Annotated in this window: 17 protein-coding genes; 5 read left to right on the forward strand and 12 right to left on the reverse strand. The window is 76.6% G+C overall.

Translation table 11 applies throughout. The features are described 5' to 3' along the window. Nucleotides 1-57: 57 nt before the first annotated feature. Together ACFW1I_RS04275 and ACFW1I_RS04280 are read right to left on the reverse strand one after the other, a co-directional pair. Complete coding sequence (locus ACFW1I_RS04275; protein ID WP_384665897.1) at nt 58-354, reverse strand: hypothetical protein; 297 nt, start codon at nt 352-354, stop codon at nt 58-60. Nucleotides 355-500: 146 nt separating this feature from the next. Continuing rightward, nucleotides 501-728, reverse strand: coding sequence for a DUF5133 domain-containing protein (locus tag ACFW1I_RS04280; protein WP_384665899.1), 228 nt, complete (start codon nt 726-728; stop codon nt 501-503). 144 nt (nt 729-872) lie between these two features. Here ACFW1I_RS04280 and ACFW1I_RS04285 point away from each other — a divergent pair, with 144 nt between their 5' ends. After that, complete coding sequence (locus ACFW1I_RS04285; protein ID WP_384665901.1) at nt 873-1910, forward strand: NAD-dependent epimerase/dehydratase family protein; 1038 nt, start codon at nt 873-875, stop codon at nt 1908-1910. A gap of 89 nt (nt 1911-1999) precedes the next feature. Here the strand turns inward: ACFW1I_RS04285 and ACFW1I_RS04290 are convergent, their stop codons facing one another. Further along, nucleotides 2000-2875: a glutathione S-transferase C-terminal domain-containing protein gene (locus ACFW1I_RS04290; protein WP_384665903.1), complete on the reverse strand. Its 876-nt coding sequence runs from the start codon at nt 2873-2875 to the stop codon at nt 2000-2002. Nucleotides 2876-3339: 464 nt separating this feature from the next. Here ACFW1I_RS04290 and ACFW1I_RS04295 point away from each other — a divergent pair, with 464 nt between their 5' ends. Together ACFW1I_RS04295 and ACFW1I_RS04300 are read left to right on the forward strand one after the other, a co-directional pair. Then, nucleotides 3340-3795 (forward strand): RrF2 family transcriptional regulator, encoded by a 456-nt coding sequence (locus tag ACFW1I_RS04295; protein WP_384665905.1) that lies wholly within the window; start codon nt 3340-3342, stop codon nt 3793-3795. Between the two features lie 179 nt (nt 3796-3974). Beyond that, nucleotides 3975-5246, forward strand: a complete 1272-nt coding sequence (locus ACFW1I_RS04300; RefSeq protein ID WP_384665907.1) for an acyl-CoA dehydrogenase family protein — start codon at nt 3975-3977, stop codon at nt 5244-5246. A gap of 22 nt (nt 5247-5268) precedes the next feature. On the opposite strand, the gene ACFW1I_RS04305 is transcribed toward ACFW1I_RS04300, so the two are convergent. Further along, complete coding sequence (locus tag ACFW1I_RS04305; protein WP_384665909.1) at nt 5269-6159, reverse strand: hypothetical protein; 891 nt, start codon at nt 6157-6159, stop codon at nt 5269-5271. A 189-nt stretch (nt 6160-6348) separates the two neighbouring features. On the opposite strand from ACFW1I_RS04305, the gene ACFW1I_RS04310 reads away from it, so the two are divergent. After that, nucleotides 6349-7278, forward strand: a complete 930-nt coding sequence (locus ACFW1I_RS04310) for a universal stress protein (protein WP_384665911.1) — start codon at nt 6349-6351, stop codon at nt 7276-7278. Between the two features lie 174 nt (nt 7279-7452). Next, on the forward strand, nt 7453-8259 hold the full coding sequence (locus tag ACFW1I_RS04315) for a CAP domain-containing protein (protein ID WP_384665913.1): 807 nt from the start codon (nt 7453-7455) through the stop codon (nt 8257-8259). 7 nt (nt 8260-8266) lie between these two features. Here the strand turns inward: ACFW1I_RS04315 and ACFW1I_RS04320 are convergent, their stop codons facing one another. From ACFW1I_RS04320 to ACFW1I_RS04355, 8 genes are all read right to left on the reverse strand, one after another. Next, entirely contained in the window at nt 8267-9892 is a 1626-nt protein-coding gene (locus ACFW1I_RS04320; protein ID WP_384665915.1) for a sigma-70 family RNA polymerase sigma factor, read from the reverse strand. A 98-nt stretch (nt 9893-9990) separates the two neighbouring features. Next, nucleotides 9991-10281, reverse strand: coding sequence for a hypothetical protein (locus ACFW1I_RS04325; RefSeq protein ID WP_031014781.1), 291 nt, complete (start codon nt 10279-10281; stop codon nt 9991-9993). 96 nt (nt 10282-10377) lie between these two features. Continuing rightward, on the reverse strand, nt 10378-12597 hold the full coding sequence (locus ACFW1I_RS04330) for an NADP-dependent isocitrate dehydrogenase (protein WP_384665917.1): 2220 nt from the start codon (nt 12595-12597) through the stop codon (nt 10378-10380). 45 nt (nt 12598-12642) lie between these two features. Then, a complete protein-coding gene (locus tag ACFW1I_RS04335; protein WP_384665919.1) occupies nt 12643-13713 on the reverse strand; it encodes a phosphatase PAP2 family protein in 1071 nt (356 codons plus the stop codon). A 71-nt stretch (nt 13714-13784) separates the two neighbouring features. Beyond that, nucleotides 13785-14072, reverse strand: a complete 288-nt coding sequence (locus ACFW1I_RS04340) for a hypothetical protein (protein ID WP_384665921.1) — start codon at nt 14070-14072, stop codon at nt 13785-13787. 77 nt (nt 14073-14149) lie between these two features. Further along, on the reverse strand, nt 14150-15184 hold the full coding sequence (locus ACFW1I_RS04345; protein ID WP_384665922.1) for a LacI family DNA-binding transcriptional regulator: 1035 nt from the start codon (nt 15182-15184) through the stop codon (nt 14150-14152). Between the two features lie 94 nt (nt 15185-15278). Continuing rightward, nucleotides 15279-15608, reverse strand: a complete 330-nt coding sequence (locus tag ACFW1I_RS04350; protein ID WP_384665924.1) for a putative quinol monooxygenase — start codon at nt 15606-15608, stop codon at nt 15279-15281. A gap of 46 nt (nt 15609-15654) precedes the next feature. After that, the gene (locus tag ACFW1I_RS04355) at nt 15655-16449 is read right to left on the reverse strand and encodes an IclR family transcriptional regulator (protein ID WP_384665926.1); all 795 of its coding nucleotides are present in this window, start codon (nt 16447-16449) and stop codon (nt 15655-15657) included. Between the last annotated feature and the right edge of the window lie 41 nt (nt 16450-16490).

Consider the following 16490-nt stretch of genomic DNA (forward strand, 5'->3'; position numbering starts at 1 on the left):
AAAGACCCGGCCCCCACCGAGATATACTTTTGGACTTTCGTCGGCCGCGTCTGTTGTTTATAAGACCCCGGCGCTGCTGCTCTCCGTGGCGGCGGCCGCCTCGCTCGTGGCGACGGCGGCGCACGCCCGGTGGCCCCGGGCGGTGCGGCCGGGGCGGCTGCTGTGGGGTGGGGCGCTGGTGCAGGCGGGCGCGTGGGCGGCGGTCGCCTGGGCGGTGGGCGCGGCGGGCGGACCGGTGGCTCTGGCGGGGGCGTTCGTGGTGGCGGGGGCCGCCGAAGGGCCGCAGCTGACGGCCCTGTTCACGGTGCGGCACGAGCAGACGCCGCACCGGCTGCGCGGCCGGGTGTTCACCACCGGCGCAAGCCTGAAGATCACCGGCTTCGCGGTCGGCGCGGCCGTGGCGGGGCCGGTGGCGTCCGCGTCCCTGACGGTGGCGCCGCTGTGCGCGGCGGTGGTCTGCGCGGCGTCGGCGCTGCCCTACGCGGGGCGGCGGGACGCGGTCACAGCGGAGCCCGGGGCGCCCGCGCGGCCTTCGGGGCGACGTACCGTTCGGCGGCGCGGAGGGCTTCGGGGGTCGAGCGGACGCCCATGAGCACGCACAGCGTGTAGGCGGTGTCCTCGAAGCGGCGGCGGACGGAGAGGTCGCCGGGGGTGGCGCGGACGGTGCGTTCCTGGTCGCGGTAGTGCCGGAGGAGCCGTTCGACGGTGTTCCGGTCGGGCAGCAGCATGGGGTCCTCCGTGGCGGCCCCCCGTCTCGTGCGTCGCTCCATGGTGCTCATGGCGGGTCACTCGCGCGACCCGAATGAGCACGTTGGGTCACCGTGCGCGGGGCCGAGGTGCGGACGTCGCCCGGATGGCGGAGGGTCGAAGACATGAACCCGACTACGCGACTGAGGGTGGTCGTCACGGGGGCCACCGGGAACGTGGGCACGAGCGTGGTGCGGGCCCTGGCGAGCACGTCGGAGGTCGCCTCCGTGCTCGGGCTGGCCCGCCGGCTGCCGGGGCTCGAACTGAGGGGCGTCGAGTGGGCCGCCGTCGACCTGTCCCGGGACGGCGACGAGCCGCGGCTCGCCCAGTACGTGGCGGACGCCGACGCGGTGGTGCACCTGGCGTGGCGCTTCCAGCCGACGCACGACCCCGTGACGACCTGGCGCACCAACGTGCTGGGCACCCTGCGGGTGTGCGACGCGGTCGCGGCGGCCCGGGTGCCGGCGCTGGTGTGCGCCTCCTCGGTGGGGGCGTACTCCCCCGGCCCGGAGAGCGGCGCGCCGGTCTCCGAGGCGTGGCCGACGCACGGCTGGCCGGGCGCCGCGTACAGCCGGGAGAAGGCGTATCTGGAGCGGGTCCTCGACACCTTCGAGCGCGACCACCCGCAGACCCGGGTGGTACGGATGCGGCCGGCGTTCCTCTTCAAGGAGGAGGCGGCGAGCGAGCAGCGCCGGATCTTCGCGGGCCGGTTCCTTCCCGGGCAGCTGGTCCGGCCCGATCTGCTGCCGGTGCTGCCGGAGCCGGCGGGCCTGCGCTTCCAGGTGCTGCACACCGACGACGCCGCCGACGCCTACGCGCGGGCGGTGCTGCGGGACGTGCGGGGCGCGTTCAACCTGGCGGCGGAGCCGGTGGTGGACGCGGCGCTGCTCGGCGAGCTGTTCGGGGCCCGCCCGGTGCGGGTCCCGGCGGGCGCGGTGCGCGGCGCGCTCGCGGCGGCCTGGCACCTGCGGCTCGCCCCCGCCTCCCCCGGCCTCTTCGACCTCCTGCGGCACCTCCCGGTGATGTCGACGGACCGGGCGCGCGAGGAGCTGGAGTGGCGGCCCGAGGCGACCTCGGTGGAGGCGCTGGAGGCGTTCCTGCGCGGCGTGCGCTCCGGCGCCGGCGACGACACGGCCCCCCTGGCGGGCCGCCGCGCCGCCTGAGCCCCGCCGCCGCGGCCCCACCACCCGGCCCGGCCACCCGGCCCGGCCACCCAGCCCCGCCGCCCGGGTCGCCGCCCGGGGTCCCGACGTCAGCGGCCGGCGCCGCCCCAGTCGACGATCCGGATCGCCGCGCCCGCCGCCTCCAGCCCCCGGCAGTGCGCGCGGTGGCGGCGCAGGACCGCGTCGACGTCGAGGTGGCGGGCGAACGCCGGGTGGGCGGCGAGCCGTTGGGCGTACGCCCAGAGCGTCCGGTGGCCGGCGACGCGGTGCAGGGCGGCGGCGTCCAGGTGCCAGCGGTGGACGGTGTCGAGCCGCAGCAGGGCGCCCCACACGTGCACGTCGGCGAGGGTGGGGGCGGAGCCGAGGAGGTACGGCCGGCCGGTGAGCCGCGCGTCGAGGTCGGCGAGCGCCGCGAAGAGCGTCCCGAGGGCGTCGTCGGCCTCCCGCCGCACGGCCTCGTCCGGGTGGAGGCCGAGTTCGCCGGCGCGCTGCGCCGCCCGGTGGACGCCGTCCGCGCACAGCGCGGCGAGGCCGTCGATCTCCGCGCGGTGCTCCTCCGGCAGCAGGTCGGGGCCGTCGCCCCGGAAGCGCAGGGCGAGGTCGCGGAGGATGTCGGGGACGTGGTTGCTGACGATCCGTCCGGTCCAGGCGTCGCCGAGGACGGGCGCGGTGGCGGGGCCGGAGTAGAGGTGGGCGCCGGCCTCGTAGAGGGGGCGGAGGGCGGTGTACGAGCCGTCGGGGGCGTCGGGGAGTTCGGGGAGGAGGCGCAGCGGCAGGGTGGCGTCGAGGCCGAGGAGTCCGTGGGTGACGGCGAGGCCCAGACAGTCGGGGTCGGCCGGGGCCAGATGGAGCCGGTAGCGGTGCGGCACGGCGTAGTGGCCGCTGTCGGCGGACCGGCCGATCCGGCCCCGGAAGGCGGGCGCGGCGGAGCCGGGCAGCAGCGAGGAGGGGACGACGACGGACATGGTGCTCCCAGGGTTGCTCGGTGCTGGATCCGCGCGGGCTCCGTCGGGACGCGGCGGAACGCCCGTGCGGCGGCAGCAGAGTGACGGGAAAGCGATGGCCGGAAGGGCCGCGACGGCGGCGGCGGGCGCGGTCAGGCCGCGCTGCACACCCGCAGCAGGTCGATGTGGCGGCGCGAGGTGAGGGGCAGGGACCGCGGCAGGGGGCGGGCCGGCCGGCCGTCGAGCCCGTCGCCGTGTCGCATGCCGTTCCCTACCCGTCCGCTCGGATTGCCTGCCCCGAGTGTCCGGCGGGCGGCGGACGCCGTCAAGGGTGCGGACCGGACGTCCGACGGCACTCCGGCCCCGGGCCGCCGACCGGCCACGGCCCGACCGGGCGGCACGCGGCAGGGCCCCGCACCCGGGGCGGCGAGGCTCGCGCGACCGGCGTCCGACGCCCCTCGGAGCCGTACGGAATAATGCGCCGCATGCGCATTTCAGCCAGGGCCGACTACGCCGTGCGGGCCGCCCTCCAGCTCGCGGCCGCGGGCGACGCCGGGCCGTTGAAGGCCGAGGCGATCGCCGAGGGGCAGGGCATCTCCCACAAGTTCCTGGAGGGCATCCTCGGCGACATGCGCAAGGGCGGCCTGGTCGAGAGCCAGCGCGGCGGGCGGGGCGGCTACTGGCTGGCGCGGCCCGCCGAGACGATCTCGGTGGCGGACGTCATCCGCTGCGTGGACGGCCCGCTGGTGTCGGTGCGCGGCCAGCGCCCGCCGGACCTCTCGTACACCGGCCCCGCCGAGTCGCTGCTGCCGGTGTGGATCGCGCTGCGGGCCGGCGTGCGCGACGTGCTGGGCGTCTCGCTCGCGGAGGTCGCCTCGGCCCGGCTGCCGGCCGAGATCGCCGCGCGGGCGGACGACCCGGAGGCGTGGACCAACCCCTGACGGGCCACCACCCGGGCCGCCCACCCGGCGGCAACCCCGCGCCACCTGCGCCGACCTGACCCCATCTCACCCACCGATACGCCCCCATCCGTATCTCGGACACCTCTTGGGGCCCCGGCCACCCCTCTGCCACTATCCCTAGTGATCCAGTGGGATTACAGAGAGCGGGTGGGGACGGTATGAGCGCGCAGCAGACGACGCCGAGGGACGACACCCTCTGGCGGCGGGTCGTCCGGGAAGTCGCCGACGACCTGGCCGTCGACGCGCACCTCCGCGACCGGGCCGGCCGGAGCCCCCGCGACGAGGTGGAACGGCTCCAGGAGGCGGGACTCCCCGCCTTCCTCACCGCCGCCGACCCCGCCCTCGGCGGCGGCGGGCACGGGGCCGACCTGCGCACCGCGTGTTCCGCCGTGCGGGAACTCTCCGCCGCCGACAGCTCGGTCGGCGAACTCCTCGCCCACCACTACGCCCTGTCCTGGACGAGCCGTTTCCTGGCCGGCCCGGCGGGCCGGAGCGCCGGAACGTTCCCGCGCCTCGACGCCCGGACGGCGGCCGAGGGCTGGCTGCTCGCCGGGGCGACCGAACCCCCGTCGTCCGGCGCCGGGAACGGCCTCACCCTCACCCGCGTCGACCGGGGCGGGTGGCTCCTCGACGGCCGCCGGGCGTTCGACTCGGCGGTGACCGTCGCCGACCGGCTGGTGGTCACCGCCCGGCCCGCCGGCACCGGGGACCAGCTGGTCGTCCTCGTCGACCCGGCCCACCCCGGGGTGCGCGCCGAGGCGGCGGCGGACCGGGTCGGGCAGCGGCTGACCGGCGCCGGGACGGTGGTCTTCGACCATGTGCCGGTGCCCCGGGCCCGGGTCCTCGGCACCCTGCCGGCCGACGAGCACGCCGTGGCGCCCTTCACCGCGCTCGCGCCGCTCGTGCTCCGGCTGCTGCTCGTGCACGTGGCGCTCGGCATCGCGGAGGGCGCGCTCGCCGAGGCCCGGGACGTGAACCGCGCGGCCGTCCCGGAGCCGGGCGCGGCGCCCCGCGGCACGGCGTCCGCCGACGCCCTGCCGGACCAGGGGGACGACCCGTACCTGCTGCTCTCCTACGGGGAGCTGGCGACCGCCGCGCACACCGCCGCCGCCGTCGCCGAGCGCGCCACCGACGCCCTCACCCGCGGCCTGCGGTCCGGGTGGACGCTCGGCGTCGAGGACCGCGCCGACCTGGCGGTCCTGGTGGCCGCCGCCGAGACCGTCACCGGCCGGGCGGCGGTCCAGCTGACCACCCGGATCCTGGAACTCGTCGAGGGCGCCCCGCCCGCCGGGGGCGGCGGCCCCGGCTTCGACCGCTTCTGGCGCAACGCCCGCGCGCTCACCGCCCGCACCCGCCCCTCGCACCGCCTCCGCGACATCGGCGACCACTACCTGCACGGCACCCACGCGCGGCTGGCGCGCAGCGCCTGACGCGGCGCCGGCGGCCCGCCGGTCAGGGAGCCCGCGTCAGCTCCGCGAGCAGGTCCCCGTCCAGGCCCCACCGCTGGAGCACGACCCGCCCGTCCTCGCCGCCGATCTCCCAGGGGGTGTCCCCGCAGCCCGGAAGGTCGGCCGCCACGGCCCCGTCCCAGGCGTCGGCGGCGGGCGCGTACGCCCAGGTGCCGCGCGCCGTGCAGGTGTCCACGGCCTCGCCCGGGGCCGGGGCGAAACCGAAGGGGTCCGCGACGCCGTCGGCCGTCAGCGTGCCGTCGGCGGCGAACTCCAGGGTGCCGCCGTGCCCGTCCGTCCAGGTGCCGACCAGCTCCTCGCGGGTCGCCACCGGCGGCTCGTACGCGTCGAGGACGCCGCTGCCGAGCGCGATGCCGCCGAGGGCGGCGAGGCCCATCAGCCCGACCGACCCCCACAGGGCGATCCCCCGCAGCAACCACCGCCGGGGCAGCCGGGCGACCAGCGCGGCCGGGACGATCAGCGCGACCAGCACCGCCCAGGCGACCAGGGCCGCGCGCGGGGACGGAAATCCGCGCAGGACGAGCAGGACGGCGCCGACCGCCGCGACCGGCGCGGCCGAGACCGGGATCCACCACCACGGCTCGGCCTCCCCCTCGGCCGCGCCGCCGAACCGCCGCCCCAGCTCCGCCGACAGCAGGACCGTCGGCACCACGAGGACGAGGGCCGCGACGGCGACGAGGAGCGTCGCCGGCAGCGCCACCAGGGGCAGCATCATCAGCGTGAACCCGTAGCCGTCGCTCGTGGCCGCCTCCTGGGTCGCGCCGTACAGCGCGCCCACCCACGCGGCGAACGCCAGCTCCAGCATGAGCATGCCCGTCGCCACCATCAGGATCCGGCCGAACGAAGGAGGACCGGTCCGCGTCGTCGTCTTCATGACGATCACCCCCGGGAGCATCCTGCCACGCCATCTTGAACGTGTTCAACATGGGTCCCAGGGGCGGACGGACCGGCATGTCGGGACCTCCGGCCCTCATCCGGGACGGCCGATGGCCCCAAGCTGGGGGTGAGGAGGGATCCGGCCGCCGGGCCGGACCCGTCACGCCACGACCAGGGAGGACGTCAGATGAGTCGCGAGGCCCAGCAGACCGGAGCGGACGGCGGCGAGGCCCGGGAGACCCGCGCGGGCCGGGAGATCGTGGCGGGGGTGGACGGTTCGCCGGAGAGCCTGGCCGCCGCCGACTGGGCCGCCCGGGAGGCGGAGCACCGGGGCGTCCCGCTGCGGCTCGCGCACGCCTGGCGGTGGGAACCGCTCGACCTGCCGCTCGTCCAGGACCGCGAGACGCAGGAGCACGCCGCCGAGCAGGTGGTCCGCACCGCCGCGACGGAGATCGCGGGCCGGCACCCGGAGCTGGCGGTCACCGCCGAGGTGCTCACCGACACCCCGGTCGCCGCGCTGCTCGACACCATCGGCGAGGCCGAGATGCTGGTCATCGGCTCGCGCGGGCACGGCGCGGTGGCCGGGTTCCTGCTCGGCTCGTACGGCCAGCAGGTCATCGCCGCCGCGACCCGCCCGGTGGTCGCGGTCCGCGCCCGCGACGACCGGGCCGCCGAACCGCCCACCGGCGAGATCCTGGTGGGCCAGCAGGGCAGCCCCGAGGACAGCGAGGCCGTGCTGCGGTTCGCCTTCGAGACGGCCGCCGCCCGGGGCGCCGCGATCCGCGCGGTGCGCGCCTGGAACCTGCCGCCGCTCTTCGCGTACAGCCCGGCGTCGATGCGGCTCGCCGACGACGCCGGCGGCCTGGTGCCCTTCGAGGAGAAGGCGCTCCGCGAGGCCCTGGCCCCGTGGCGCGAGCGGTACCCCCACGTGCCGGTGACCGAGCACGTGGAACTCGGCAGCGCCGGACAGGTGCTGCTCACCACCTCCGGGAACGCGCAGCTGCTGGTGGTGGGCCGGCGGGCGAAGCGCGGGGCGCTGGGGCAGCGGATCGGCTCGGTGGCGCACGCGGCGCTCCACCTGGCGCCGTGCCCGGTGGCGGTGATCCCGCAGGGCTGAGGGGGGACGGGGCCACCCGTCAAGCCGGCGCGGCGGGTTGACGCACGGGGTTGACCCGCCGGGTTGACGTGGGGTGTCGGGGCGGCGGCGCGCGGAAAGCCTTGACCCCGTCGCCCCCGGTGGCCCGCCCGGGCACCGGACCCGACGGCGGCGCAGGCGAGAGAGCGGAGCCCCATGCGGTACGACGGTCCCGACCCCCACGACGGTTCCGGCCCCCAGGGCCACCCCCGTCCCGCCGGCACCACGTCCGGCCGCCACCGCCGCGGCGGCCCGGTCCGCCGCCGCCCGCTCCGCCGGCCGGGCTTCCCCGCGGCCGTGCTCGCCGCCGGCACCACGGCGGCCGCCGTCACGATCCTGCTCGGTGTGTACGCGGCCACCCCGCCCGCCGCCCCCGCCCCCCGCGCGGCCACGCCCCCGTCCCCCCAGGCCCCACCCCCCACCCGCCCCCTCCCCGCCCCCGCCTCGCCCCAGGCCCTCGCCGGGGCCCGGCAGACCCCGGCCGCACCCCGGGGAGACGGCGCCGGCGGGCCGGCCGACGGGCTCGCCCCTCAGACGGGGGCCGTCCTCGCGGCCCCGGTGAAGGCGCCGTCCCGGACGACCCGGTACGTCCAGGACGTCATCGCGCTCGCCAACGCCGAACGGGACCGGGCCGGTTGCGGCCCGCTGCGCGCCGAGGCCCGGCTGGGCAGGGCCGCCCAGGGGCACGCCGACGACATGGCGGCCCGCGACTACTACGCCCACGCCAGCCCCGAGGGGCGGGACGGCGGCGACCGGATCAGCGCCACCGGCTACGACTGGTCGGCGTGGGGCGAGAACATCCACAAGGGGCCGAAGACCCCGGAGCGGGCGATGGACGACTGGATGGGCAGCGCGGCCCACCGGTCGAACATCCTCAACTGCTCGTTCCGCGACATCGGGGTGGGCGTCGCCCTCACCGCCGACGGACCGTGGTGGGTGCAGGACTTCGGCACCAAGGGGTGACGCCCGCTCAGTTCGCGGGCGCGGCCAGCTTCTGCACCCAGACCGTGCCGCGCGGGCCGGGCACGGCGGCCACCCCGGTGTCGCGGTAGGCGCAGTCGAGGAGGTTGCGCCGGTGGGCGGCGTCGTCCCGCCAGCTCGCGACCACGTCCGCCGGGTCCCGCTGTCCCTGGGCCAGGTTCTCCGCCCACGCCGACCAGCGGTACCCGGCCTCGGTCATCCGGGTGTCCGCGAACTCGCCCTCGGGGCTGGCGTGACCGTAGTAGCCGCGGGCCGTCATGTCCCGGGCGTAGGCGAGGGCGGCGGAGGTCAGCCGGGCGTCGGTGCGCAGCGGTCCGCAACCGGCCCGCGCGCGCAGCCGGTTGACCAGTTCGGTGACCCGCTCGCCCGGGTCGGCGGGGGTCGGCGCGACGGTACGGGTCGGGGTCGGCGCGGTGGTGGTGGGCGTGCGGGTGGGCGCCGGGCGGGTGGCGGCGGCGGTGACGGTGCTCGGCGTGGGCGTGGGGGTGGAGGTCGGCGCCGGGGTGGTGGCGGGCGGCGCGGCGGCGGGCCGGGCGGGCTCGGGGCGGGGTGCGGCGGGCCCGGGGAGGGTGAGCACGAGCGCCCCGAGGACGGCGACGGCCGCGACGCCGGCGGCCCCGGCCCCGGCCCGGCGTCCGGGGGTCCAGTACGGGGCGGCGTGCCCGGCCGACGGCCCGGCCGCCACGCCGGTCGGCTCCGCCACGCCGGTCGGCTCCGCCACGCCGGTCGGTTCGGTCGCGCCGGTGGGTTCGGTCGCGCCGGTCGGTTCCGTGCCGCCCGTCTGCTCCGCCCACCCGACCGGTTCCGCCGCGAACGCCGGGGCCGTACCGGCGTCCAGGAGGGCTCCGGCGGCGGGCGGGACCAGGCCGAGGCCGACGAGCAGGCCCTCGACGGGGGCGAGTCCGCGGCGGTCGCGGCCGGTGCCGCAGGCGCGGCAGTCGCGCAGGTGACGGGCGAGCCGCTTGCGCCACAGCGGGGACGGGCGGCCGTCCCACGAGGTGAGGGCGGCGGCCAGGTCGGGGCAGCGCGGGCGGGCGTCGAGGGCGCCGACGACCGCCCGGCCGGTCTCCAGGCGTTCCTTCATGCGCTGGACCCGGACGGCGGCGTGGGCCGGTTCGAGCCCGAGGGCCTCGGCGAGTTCGGCGCGGGTGAGTTCGCCGGCGGCCTCCAGCCACCACAGCGACAGCAGTTCGTGGTCGTCCTCGTCGAGCCAGCGGGTGGCCCGGGCGACGTCGCGGCGCTGTCCGGTCAGTCCGAGGCGGAGGATCGTGAGGTCGGTGAAGTCGCCGGCCGGGTCGGCGAGGCCGACGGCCCGGTCGAGGCCGGGGACGGGCGCCTGGCGGCGTTCCCGCCAGCGGCGGCGGACCCCGTTCATGGCGATGGCGACGAGCCAGGACCGGAAGCGCGCCGGGTCCCGCAGCGCGGGCAGCCCGTCGAGGGCGCGGACCAGGGTCTCCTGGACGATGTCGTCGGTGTCGGCGTGCCCGTCGAGGGCGCGGCCGACCACGTTGTGGACGAGCGGCAGGAAGGCGCGTACCAGTGCGTCCCTGGCGTGCGCATCGCCCGCGCGCGCCGCCTCCACCAGGGCGGTGGTGCGCTGCTCGTCACTGTGCATGGATGGTGCTCCCTTGTCCCCGGTCCGCTTCCCCGTCCTGCTGGAGACCCGAGGGGCCGGGTGGGGATAACACTTTTTTTCGCTCGACGCTCCGGTCGCTAGCCGGTCGGGTGGGGCAGGCGGGGGACGGTGGCCCCGTGGCCCTCCCGGACGGCTTCCACGACGGCGTCGTGGAGTTCTCGGCTCTCCTCCTCCGAGGAGCAGGGGACGGGACTGCCCGACATGGTGAACCAGTCGGATGCGCCGCTGTACTGCACGGCCACGCGTGCCTCACCGTCGGCGAAGGTCGTGTGCACGGTCAGGTCGCCCGTGACGATTCCGCCCTCGACGGTCAGCACCCCACCACGCCCGGTGTAGACACCGGCGGTCGTCCAAGATGCCCAGCTCATGCCCTCCAGGGTCACACCCGGATGGCGTATGCGCCACCGACGGGACCGCCCCGGCCGGAATCGTTCCGGCCGGGGCGGTACGCGTCGGGTGCCGGATCAGGCGAGCGACGCGACGGCCTCGTTGAACGTGGCGGACGGGCGCATGACGGCCGCGGCCTTGGCCGGGTCGGGCTGGTAGTAGCCGCCGATCTCGGCCGGGGAGCCCTGGACGGCGTTCAGCTCGTCGACGATCTTCTGCTCGTTCGCCGAGAGGGTCTCGGCGAGCGGGGCGAACGCCTTGGCGAGCTCGGCGTCCTCGGTCTGCGCGGCCAGCTCCTGGGCCCAGTACAGGGACAGGTAGAAGTGGCTGCCGCGGTTGTCGATGCCGCCGAGGCGACGGGTCGGCGACTTGTCCTCGTTGAGGAAGGTGCCGGTGGCGCGGTCCAGGGTGTCCGCGAGGACCTGGGCGCGGGCGTTGCCCGTGGTGGTGGCCAGGTGCTCGAAGGAGGCGGCCAGCGCGAAGAACTCGCCGAGCGAGTCCCAGCGGAGGTAGTTCTCCTTGACGAGCTGCTGGACGTGCTTCGGGGCGGAGCCGCCGGCGCCGGTCTCGAAGAGGCCGCCGCCCGCCATCAGCGGGACGACCGACAGCATCTTGGCGCTGGTGCCCAGCTCCAGGATCGGGAAGAGGTCGGTCAGGTAGTCGCGGAGGACGTTGCCGGTGACGGAGATGGTGTCCTCGCCGCGGCGGATGCGCTCCAGGGAGAACTTGGTGGCCTCGACCGGGGACAGGATCTGGATGTCCAGGCCCTCGGTGTCGTGCTCCGGCAGGTACTGCTTGACCTTCGCGATGAGCTGCGCGTCGTGGGCGCGCTCCTCGTCCAGCCAGAAGACGGCCGGGGCGCCGGTGGCGCGGGCGCGGGTGACGGCCAGCTTGACCCAGTCCTGGATCGGGAGGTCCTTGGTCTGGCAGGCGCGGAAGATGTCGCCCTCGGCGACCTCCTGCTCCAGGACCGTGGCGCCCGAGGCGTCGACGAGGCGGACGGTGCCGGCCGCGGCGATCTCGAAGGTCTTGTCGTGGGAGCCGTACTCCTCGGCCTTCTGCGCCATGAGGCCGACGTTCGGGACGGAGCCCATGGTCGACGGGTCGAAGGCGCCGTGGGCGCGGCAGTCCTCGATGACGGCCTGGTAGACGCCGGAGTAGCTGTGGTCCGGGAGGACCGCGAGCGTGTCGGCCTCCTGGCCGTCCGGGCCCCACATGTGGCCGGAGGTGCGGATCATGGCCGGCATCGAGGCGTCGACGATGACGTCGGACGGCACGTGCAGGTTGGTGATGCCCTTGTCGGAGTCGACCATCGCGAGGGCCGGGCCCTCGGCGAGCTCGGCGTCGAAGGACGCCTTGATCTCGGCGCCGTTCGGGAGGGCGTCCAGGCCCTTGAGGACGGTGCCGAGGCCGTCGTTGGCGGAGAGGCCGGCGGCCGCGAGCGCGTCGCCGTGGGCGGCGAAGGTCTTCGGGAAGAAGGCGCGCACGACGTGGCCGAAGATGATCGGGTCGGAGACCTTCATCATGGTGGCCTTGAGGTGCACCGAGAAGAGGACGCCCTCGGCCTTGGCGCGGGCGACCTGCTCCGAGAGGAAGGTCCGCAGGGCGGCGACGCGCATGACGGAGGCGTCGACGACCTCGCCCGCGATGACCTTGAGGGGGGCGCGCAGCTCGGTCACGGTGCCGTCGGCGGCGACGTGCTCGAAGCGGAGGGTGGTGTCCTCGGCGGCGACGAAGGACTTCTCGGTGCCGGCGAAGTCGTTCTCGCTCATGGTGGCGACGTTGGTCTTGGACTCGGGGGTCCAGGCGCCCATGCGGTGCGGGTGGTTCTTGGCGTAGTTCTTGACCGAGCCCGGCGCGCGGCGGTCGGAGTTGCCCTCGCGCAGGACCGGGTTGACGGCCGAGCCCTTGATCTTGTCGTAGCGGGCGCGGACGTCCTTGTCCTGGTCCGACTGCGGGTCGTCCGGGTAGTCCGGGAGCGCGTAGCCCTGGCCCTGGAGCTCGGCGATCGCGGCCTTCAGCTGCGGGATCGAGGCCGAGACGTTGGGCAGCTTGATGATGTTGGCCTGGGGGGTCTTGGCCAGGTCGCCGAGCTCGGCGAGGGCGTCGCCGATGCGCTGGCCCTCCTCCAGGAACTCGGGGAAGCTCGCGATGATGCGGCCCGCGAGCGAGATGTCACGCGTCTCGACCGTGACGCCGGCCGTGGAGGCATACGCCTGGATCACGGGCAGGAACGAGTACGTGGCCAGGGCCGGCGCCTCGTCGGTGTGGGTGTAGATGATGGTCGAGTCAGTCACCAGGGTGCTCCGCTCCAACGTCTGCGTATGCGAGATTGCTCGACATCAAGATATCTCGTGATCGTGGTTCTCCGTAAAGGGCCCCACGAGCTCTCCTTGATCGGGGGCGCCGGAGTCCTCGATGAGGGGTCCGCCGAGCCGGTACGAGGCGGGGCCGCCGGCCAGGTCGACGTGGCGGACCAGGAGCAGCAGGGCCAGCCCGGCAGCGGCCCCGACACCGGCGGCGAGGGCCTGGCCGCAGCGGTGAGCGAGGCGGAGCTCGTCGGGGTCGTACGGGGCGGTGGCGGGCAGGCCGAGGGTGTCGCCGAGCAGCAGGAAGCCGGCCGCGAGTCCGCCGGCGGCGAGCAGGGCGAGCGGCAGGGTCGCCGGGAGGCCGCGCAGGGTGGTGCCGCGCCGGGTGCCGGGGCGGACCTTGCCGCGGCGGGCGAGCAGGGCGATCAGGCCGCACTGGACGGCGAGCGCGAGCAGGGCGGCGGCGATGACGTCGCCGGGCCGGTGGTCGCCGGCGGCGACGGAGTACGCGCCGAGGGCGACGGCCCAGAGGGTGGCGGCGCCGACGACGAGCTCGCGGGAGCGGCGGGGCACGACCAGGGCGAGGGCGAAGGCGACCCCGAAGGCGAGGGTGGCCGTGGCGCTGGGGAAGCCGCTGGGGGCGAGCGCCCCGGCGGCGTCGGTGGCCCGGGGGCGGGGCGCGTACCGCTGGAGGAGTCCGGCGACGGCGAGCCCGACGGCGACGGCCCCGGCGGCGGCGCCGGTGAGCGCGTACCGCTTGCGCAGCACGCCGAGGCCGACGAGGAGGACGCAGGCGAGGACGAGGGAGAGGGTGGCGGCCCCGGCCAGGGAGGGGTGGTCGCGGAGGAAGGCGGCGACGCGGGTGTCGGCGCGCCGGCCGGTGACGGCGGCGTCGCCCCAGCGGCGGCCGGTCGCGGTGAGCACGAGGCCCGCGTAGACGAGGGTGAGCAGCAGGACGGCCCCGAGGCAGGCACGCCGGGTCCGGGTGCGGACGCGAGTGCTGAAGGAGTCCGCGGCCTCGCCGGCCACGGCGGCGTACCACCAGGTGTCACCGGCCTTGGGCGGCCTCGGGGAGCCGCCTATGCGCCTGTCGTAGGAAGCCATGCCCCGATTCGAACCCACGGGCGGCCGGGCCGCCTGCTGGGCTCACCCGAACGACACGCCGGGGCGCGGATTCACTCGCCGCGGGGGCCGAGCTGGGAGACGAGGAGGAGGACGAGGGCGGCGAGCAGCGTGAGCACGGCGATCAGGCCGACGGCGGAGCCCGCGGCGGGCTCGCCGGCGAATCCGCCGACGCTCTGGAGGAGGAAGGATCCGGCCATCAGCAGCTGGGCCCAGCCGTGGAGGGCGACCTTGCGGACCTTGTGGCGGAGCCAGGGCGGCACCCAGCCGGTGCGGAGGGTGGCGGTGCCGCTGACGGCGAGGAGGAGCGCGAACGCTCCCGGTATGACGTACCAGTTCATGGTGGCCCCCGGTCGTCGCCGGCCCGGTGCCGACGGTGGCGCGATCATGCCATGCGCGGGTGACGGGGGGGCCGTCGTCAGGAGGAGGCGCGGACGACGAGGTCGGTGGGGAGCATCCGGCGGGGCTGGTCGTCGGGCTCGCTCGGGGCGGCGATCTCGGCCAGCAGCAGTCGGGCCATGGTGCGGCCCATCTCCTCGATGGGCTGGCGGACGCTGGTGAGCGGCGGGTCCATGAGGCGGGCGACGGCGGAGTCGTCGACGCCGACGAGGGCGACGTCCTCGGGGACCCGGCGGCCGGCCTCGCGGAGCACGGCCCGGGCGCCGGCCGCCATCACGTCGGAGGCGGCGAAGACGGCGTCCAGGTCCGGGGCGCGGTCGAGGAGTTCGCGCATGGCGCGGCGGCCGCCCTCCTCGGTGAAGTCGCCGGTGGCGACGAGGGCGTCGTCGGCGGCGAGCCCGGCCTCGGCGAGGCCCTCGCGGTAGCCGTCGAGGCGGCAGCGGGCGCCGTACATGTCGAGGGGGCCGGTGATGGTGGCGACGCGGGTGCGGCCGCGGGCGGCGAGGTGGGCGACGGCGGTGCGGCCGGCCCCGGTGTTGTCGGAGTCGACGAAGGCGACCGGCTCGTCCTCGCGGCGGCGGCCGTTGAGCACGGCGGGCAGGCCGAGGGCGCGGACCTGGTCGGGCAGCGGGTCGTCGGCGTGCACGGAGACGAGCAGGACGCCGTCGACGCGCTGGGCGCCGAGGTACTGCTCGAAGCGCTGCCGCTCCTGGTCGCTGCGGATCAGGGTGAGCAGCAACTGCTTGTCGGCGGAGGCGAGTTCGCCGCTGACGCCGCGGATGATGTCGAGGAAGTAGGGCTCGGCGAAGAGCCGGGCCTCGGTCTCGGGGACGACGAGGGCGACGGCGTCGGTGCGGCTGCCGGCCAGCGCGCGGGCGGCCCGGTTGGGGATGTAGCCGAGTTCGGCGACGGCCTTCTCCACGGCCGCCTTGGCCTGCTCGCTCACCTTCGGGGAGCCGTTGATGACCCGGGAGACCGTGCCGCGGCCGACGCCGGCCCGGGCCGCGACCTCCTCCAGGGTGGGCCTGCCGGTCTGTCGCCCGCTCACCGCCATGCGCCGCTTCTCCCCTCGGCCCCGGGCGCGCCGCCCGCTCGACCGCCCGTACTGTGCGGCGAACCTATCAGGCGGGCGGCGGGCCCCGGCGGGATCAGACGTCGGTGGGCGCGAGCTCCGCCATCGGGCCCCAGCCCGGCTGCTCCGTCTTCACGTTGATGATCTCGGGGGTGGCGGCGACGGCCCCGGCCATGGCCGCGAGTCCGGCGGCGAAGTGGTCGGAGGCGACGTGGACGGCGCCCGCCTCGTCGTCGGCGAAGCCCTCCAGGAGGGTGAAGACGTTCGGGTCGTCGACGCCGCGGGACCAGTCGAAGAAGAGGTTGCCGGGCTCCGCGCGGGTGGCGGCGGTGAAGTCGGCGACCAGGTCGAGCCACTGGTCGGCGAGGTGGGGGCGGACGGTGAAACGGACGGCGATGAAGATCATGCCGTCAGGCTGCGCCGGGCCGCCCGGCGCGGGCCAGGCCGGCCGTTCAGGATTCCGGCAGGGCCGGAAAGTCCGGCACCGCGCGGGCCAGCGCGGCCCGGACGGCGCCCTGGCGGCGGGCGAAGTCCGCGGTGGGCAGGGAGACGGACAGGGCGTGCACGATGCCGTCGCCGCGGTCGGGGACGGCGACCGCGAGGCAGGTGTAGGCGAGGTCCGCCTCGCCGACGGAGACCGCGTACCCCTGGCCGCGGACGGTGGCCATCTCGGCCTCGAAGCGTTCGGCGCCGATGATGGTCCGCTCGGTGAAGCGGGCCATGCCGTGCTCGGCGAGGTAGCGGCGGCGCCGGGCGCGCGGCAGGGCGGCGAGGAGCGCCTTGCCGTGCGCGGTGGCGTGCGCGCGGGCCTCCGGGCCGGGGGTGAAGGGGTGGGCGGTGTCGGTGACGGGGGCGGTGGTGTCGACGACGGTGATCAGCCCGTCGCGGTAGGCGGTGTGGTACGCCTCCGCGCCGGTCGCCCGGCGCAGCCGCCCGAGCAGCTCGCCGGTGGGGGCGCCGAGGCCGTGGTGGCGGAGGTGGGCGCGGTGCAGGGCCGGGACGCGGGGCCCGGGGGCGTACCCCTCGGCGGTGCGGACGAGGTGGCCGCGCGCGAGCAGCGGCCCGGTCAGGTGGTAGACGGTCGACAGCGAGCACCCCAGCGCCCGCGCGAGCGCCTTGGCGCCCACGGCCCGCCCGGCGTCCGCCACCAGGTCCAGCAGTTCGAGCGCCCGTTCCACCGACTGCGGACCGACGGCACCCCGCTGCGGCTCGGCGTGCGGGTGCGGGTACGGGGCGTCGGCGGGCATCGGACCAGGGTAGCGGCGCGCCCCGGGCGGCCCCCTGTCCG

Origin of the sequence: Streptomyces sp. NPDC058955, from assembly GCF_042741435.1 — a bacterium.
Lineage (GTDB): Bacteria > Actinomycetota > Actinomycetes > Streptomycetales > Streptomycetaceae > Streptomyces.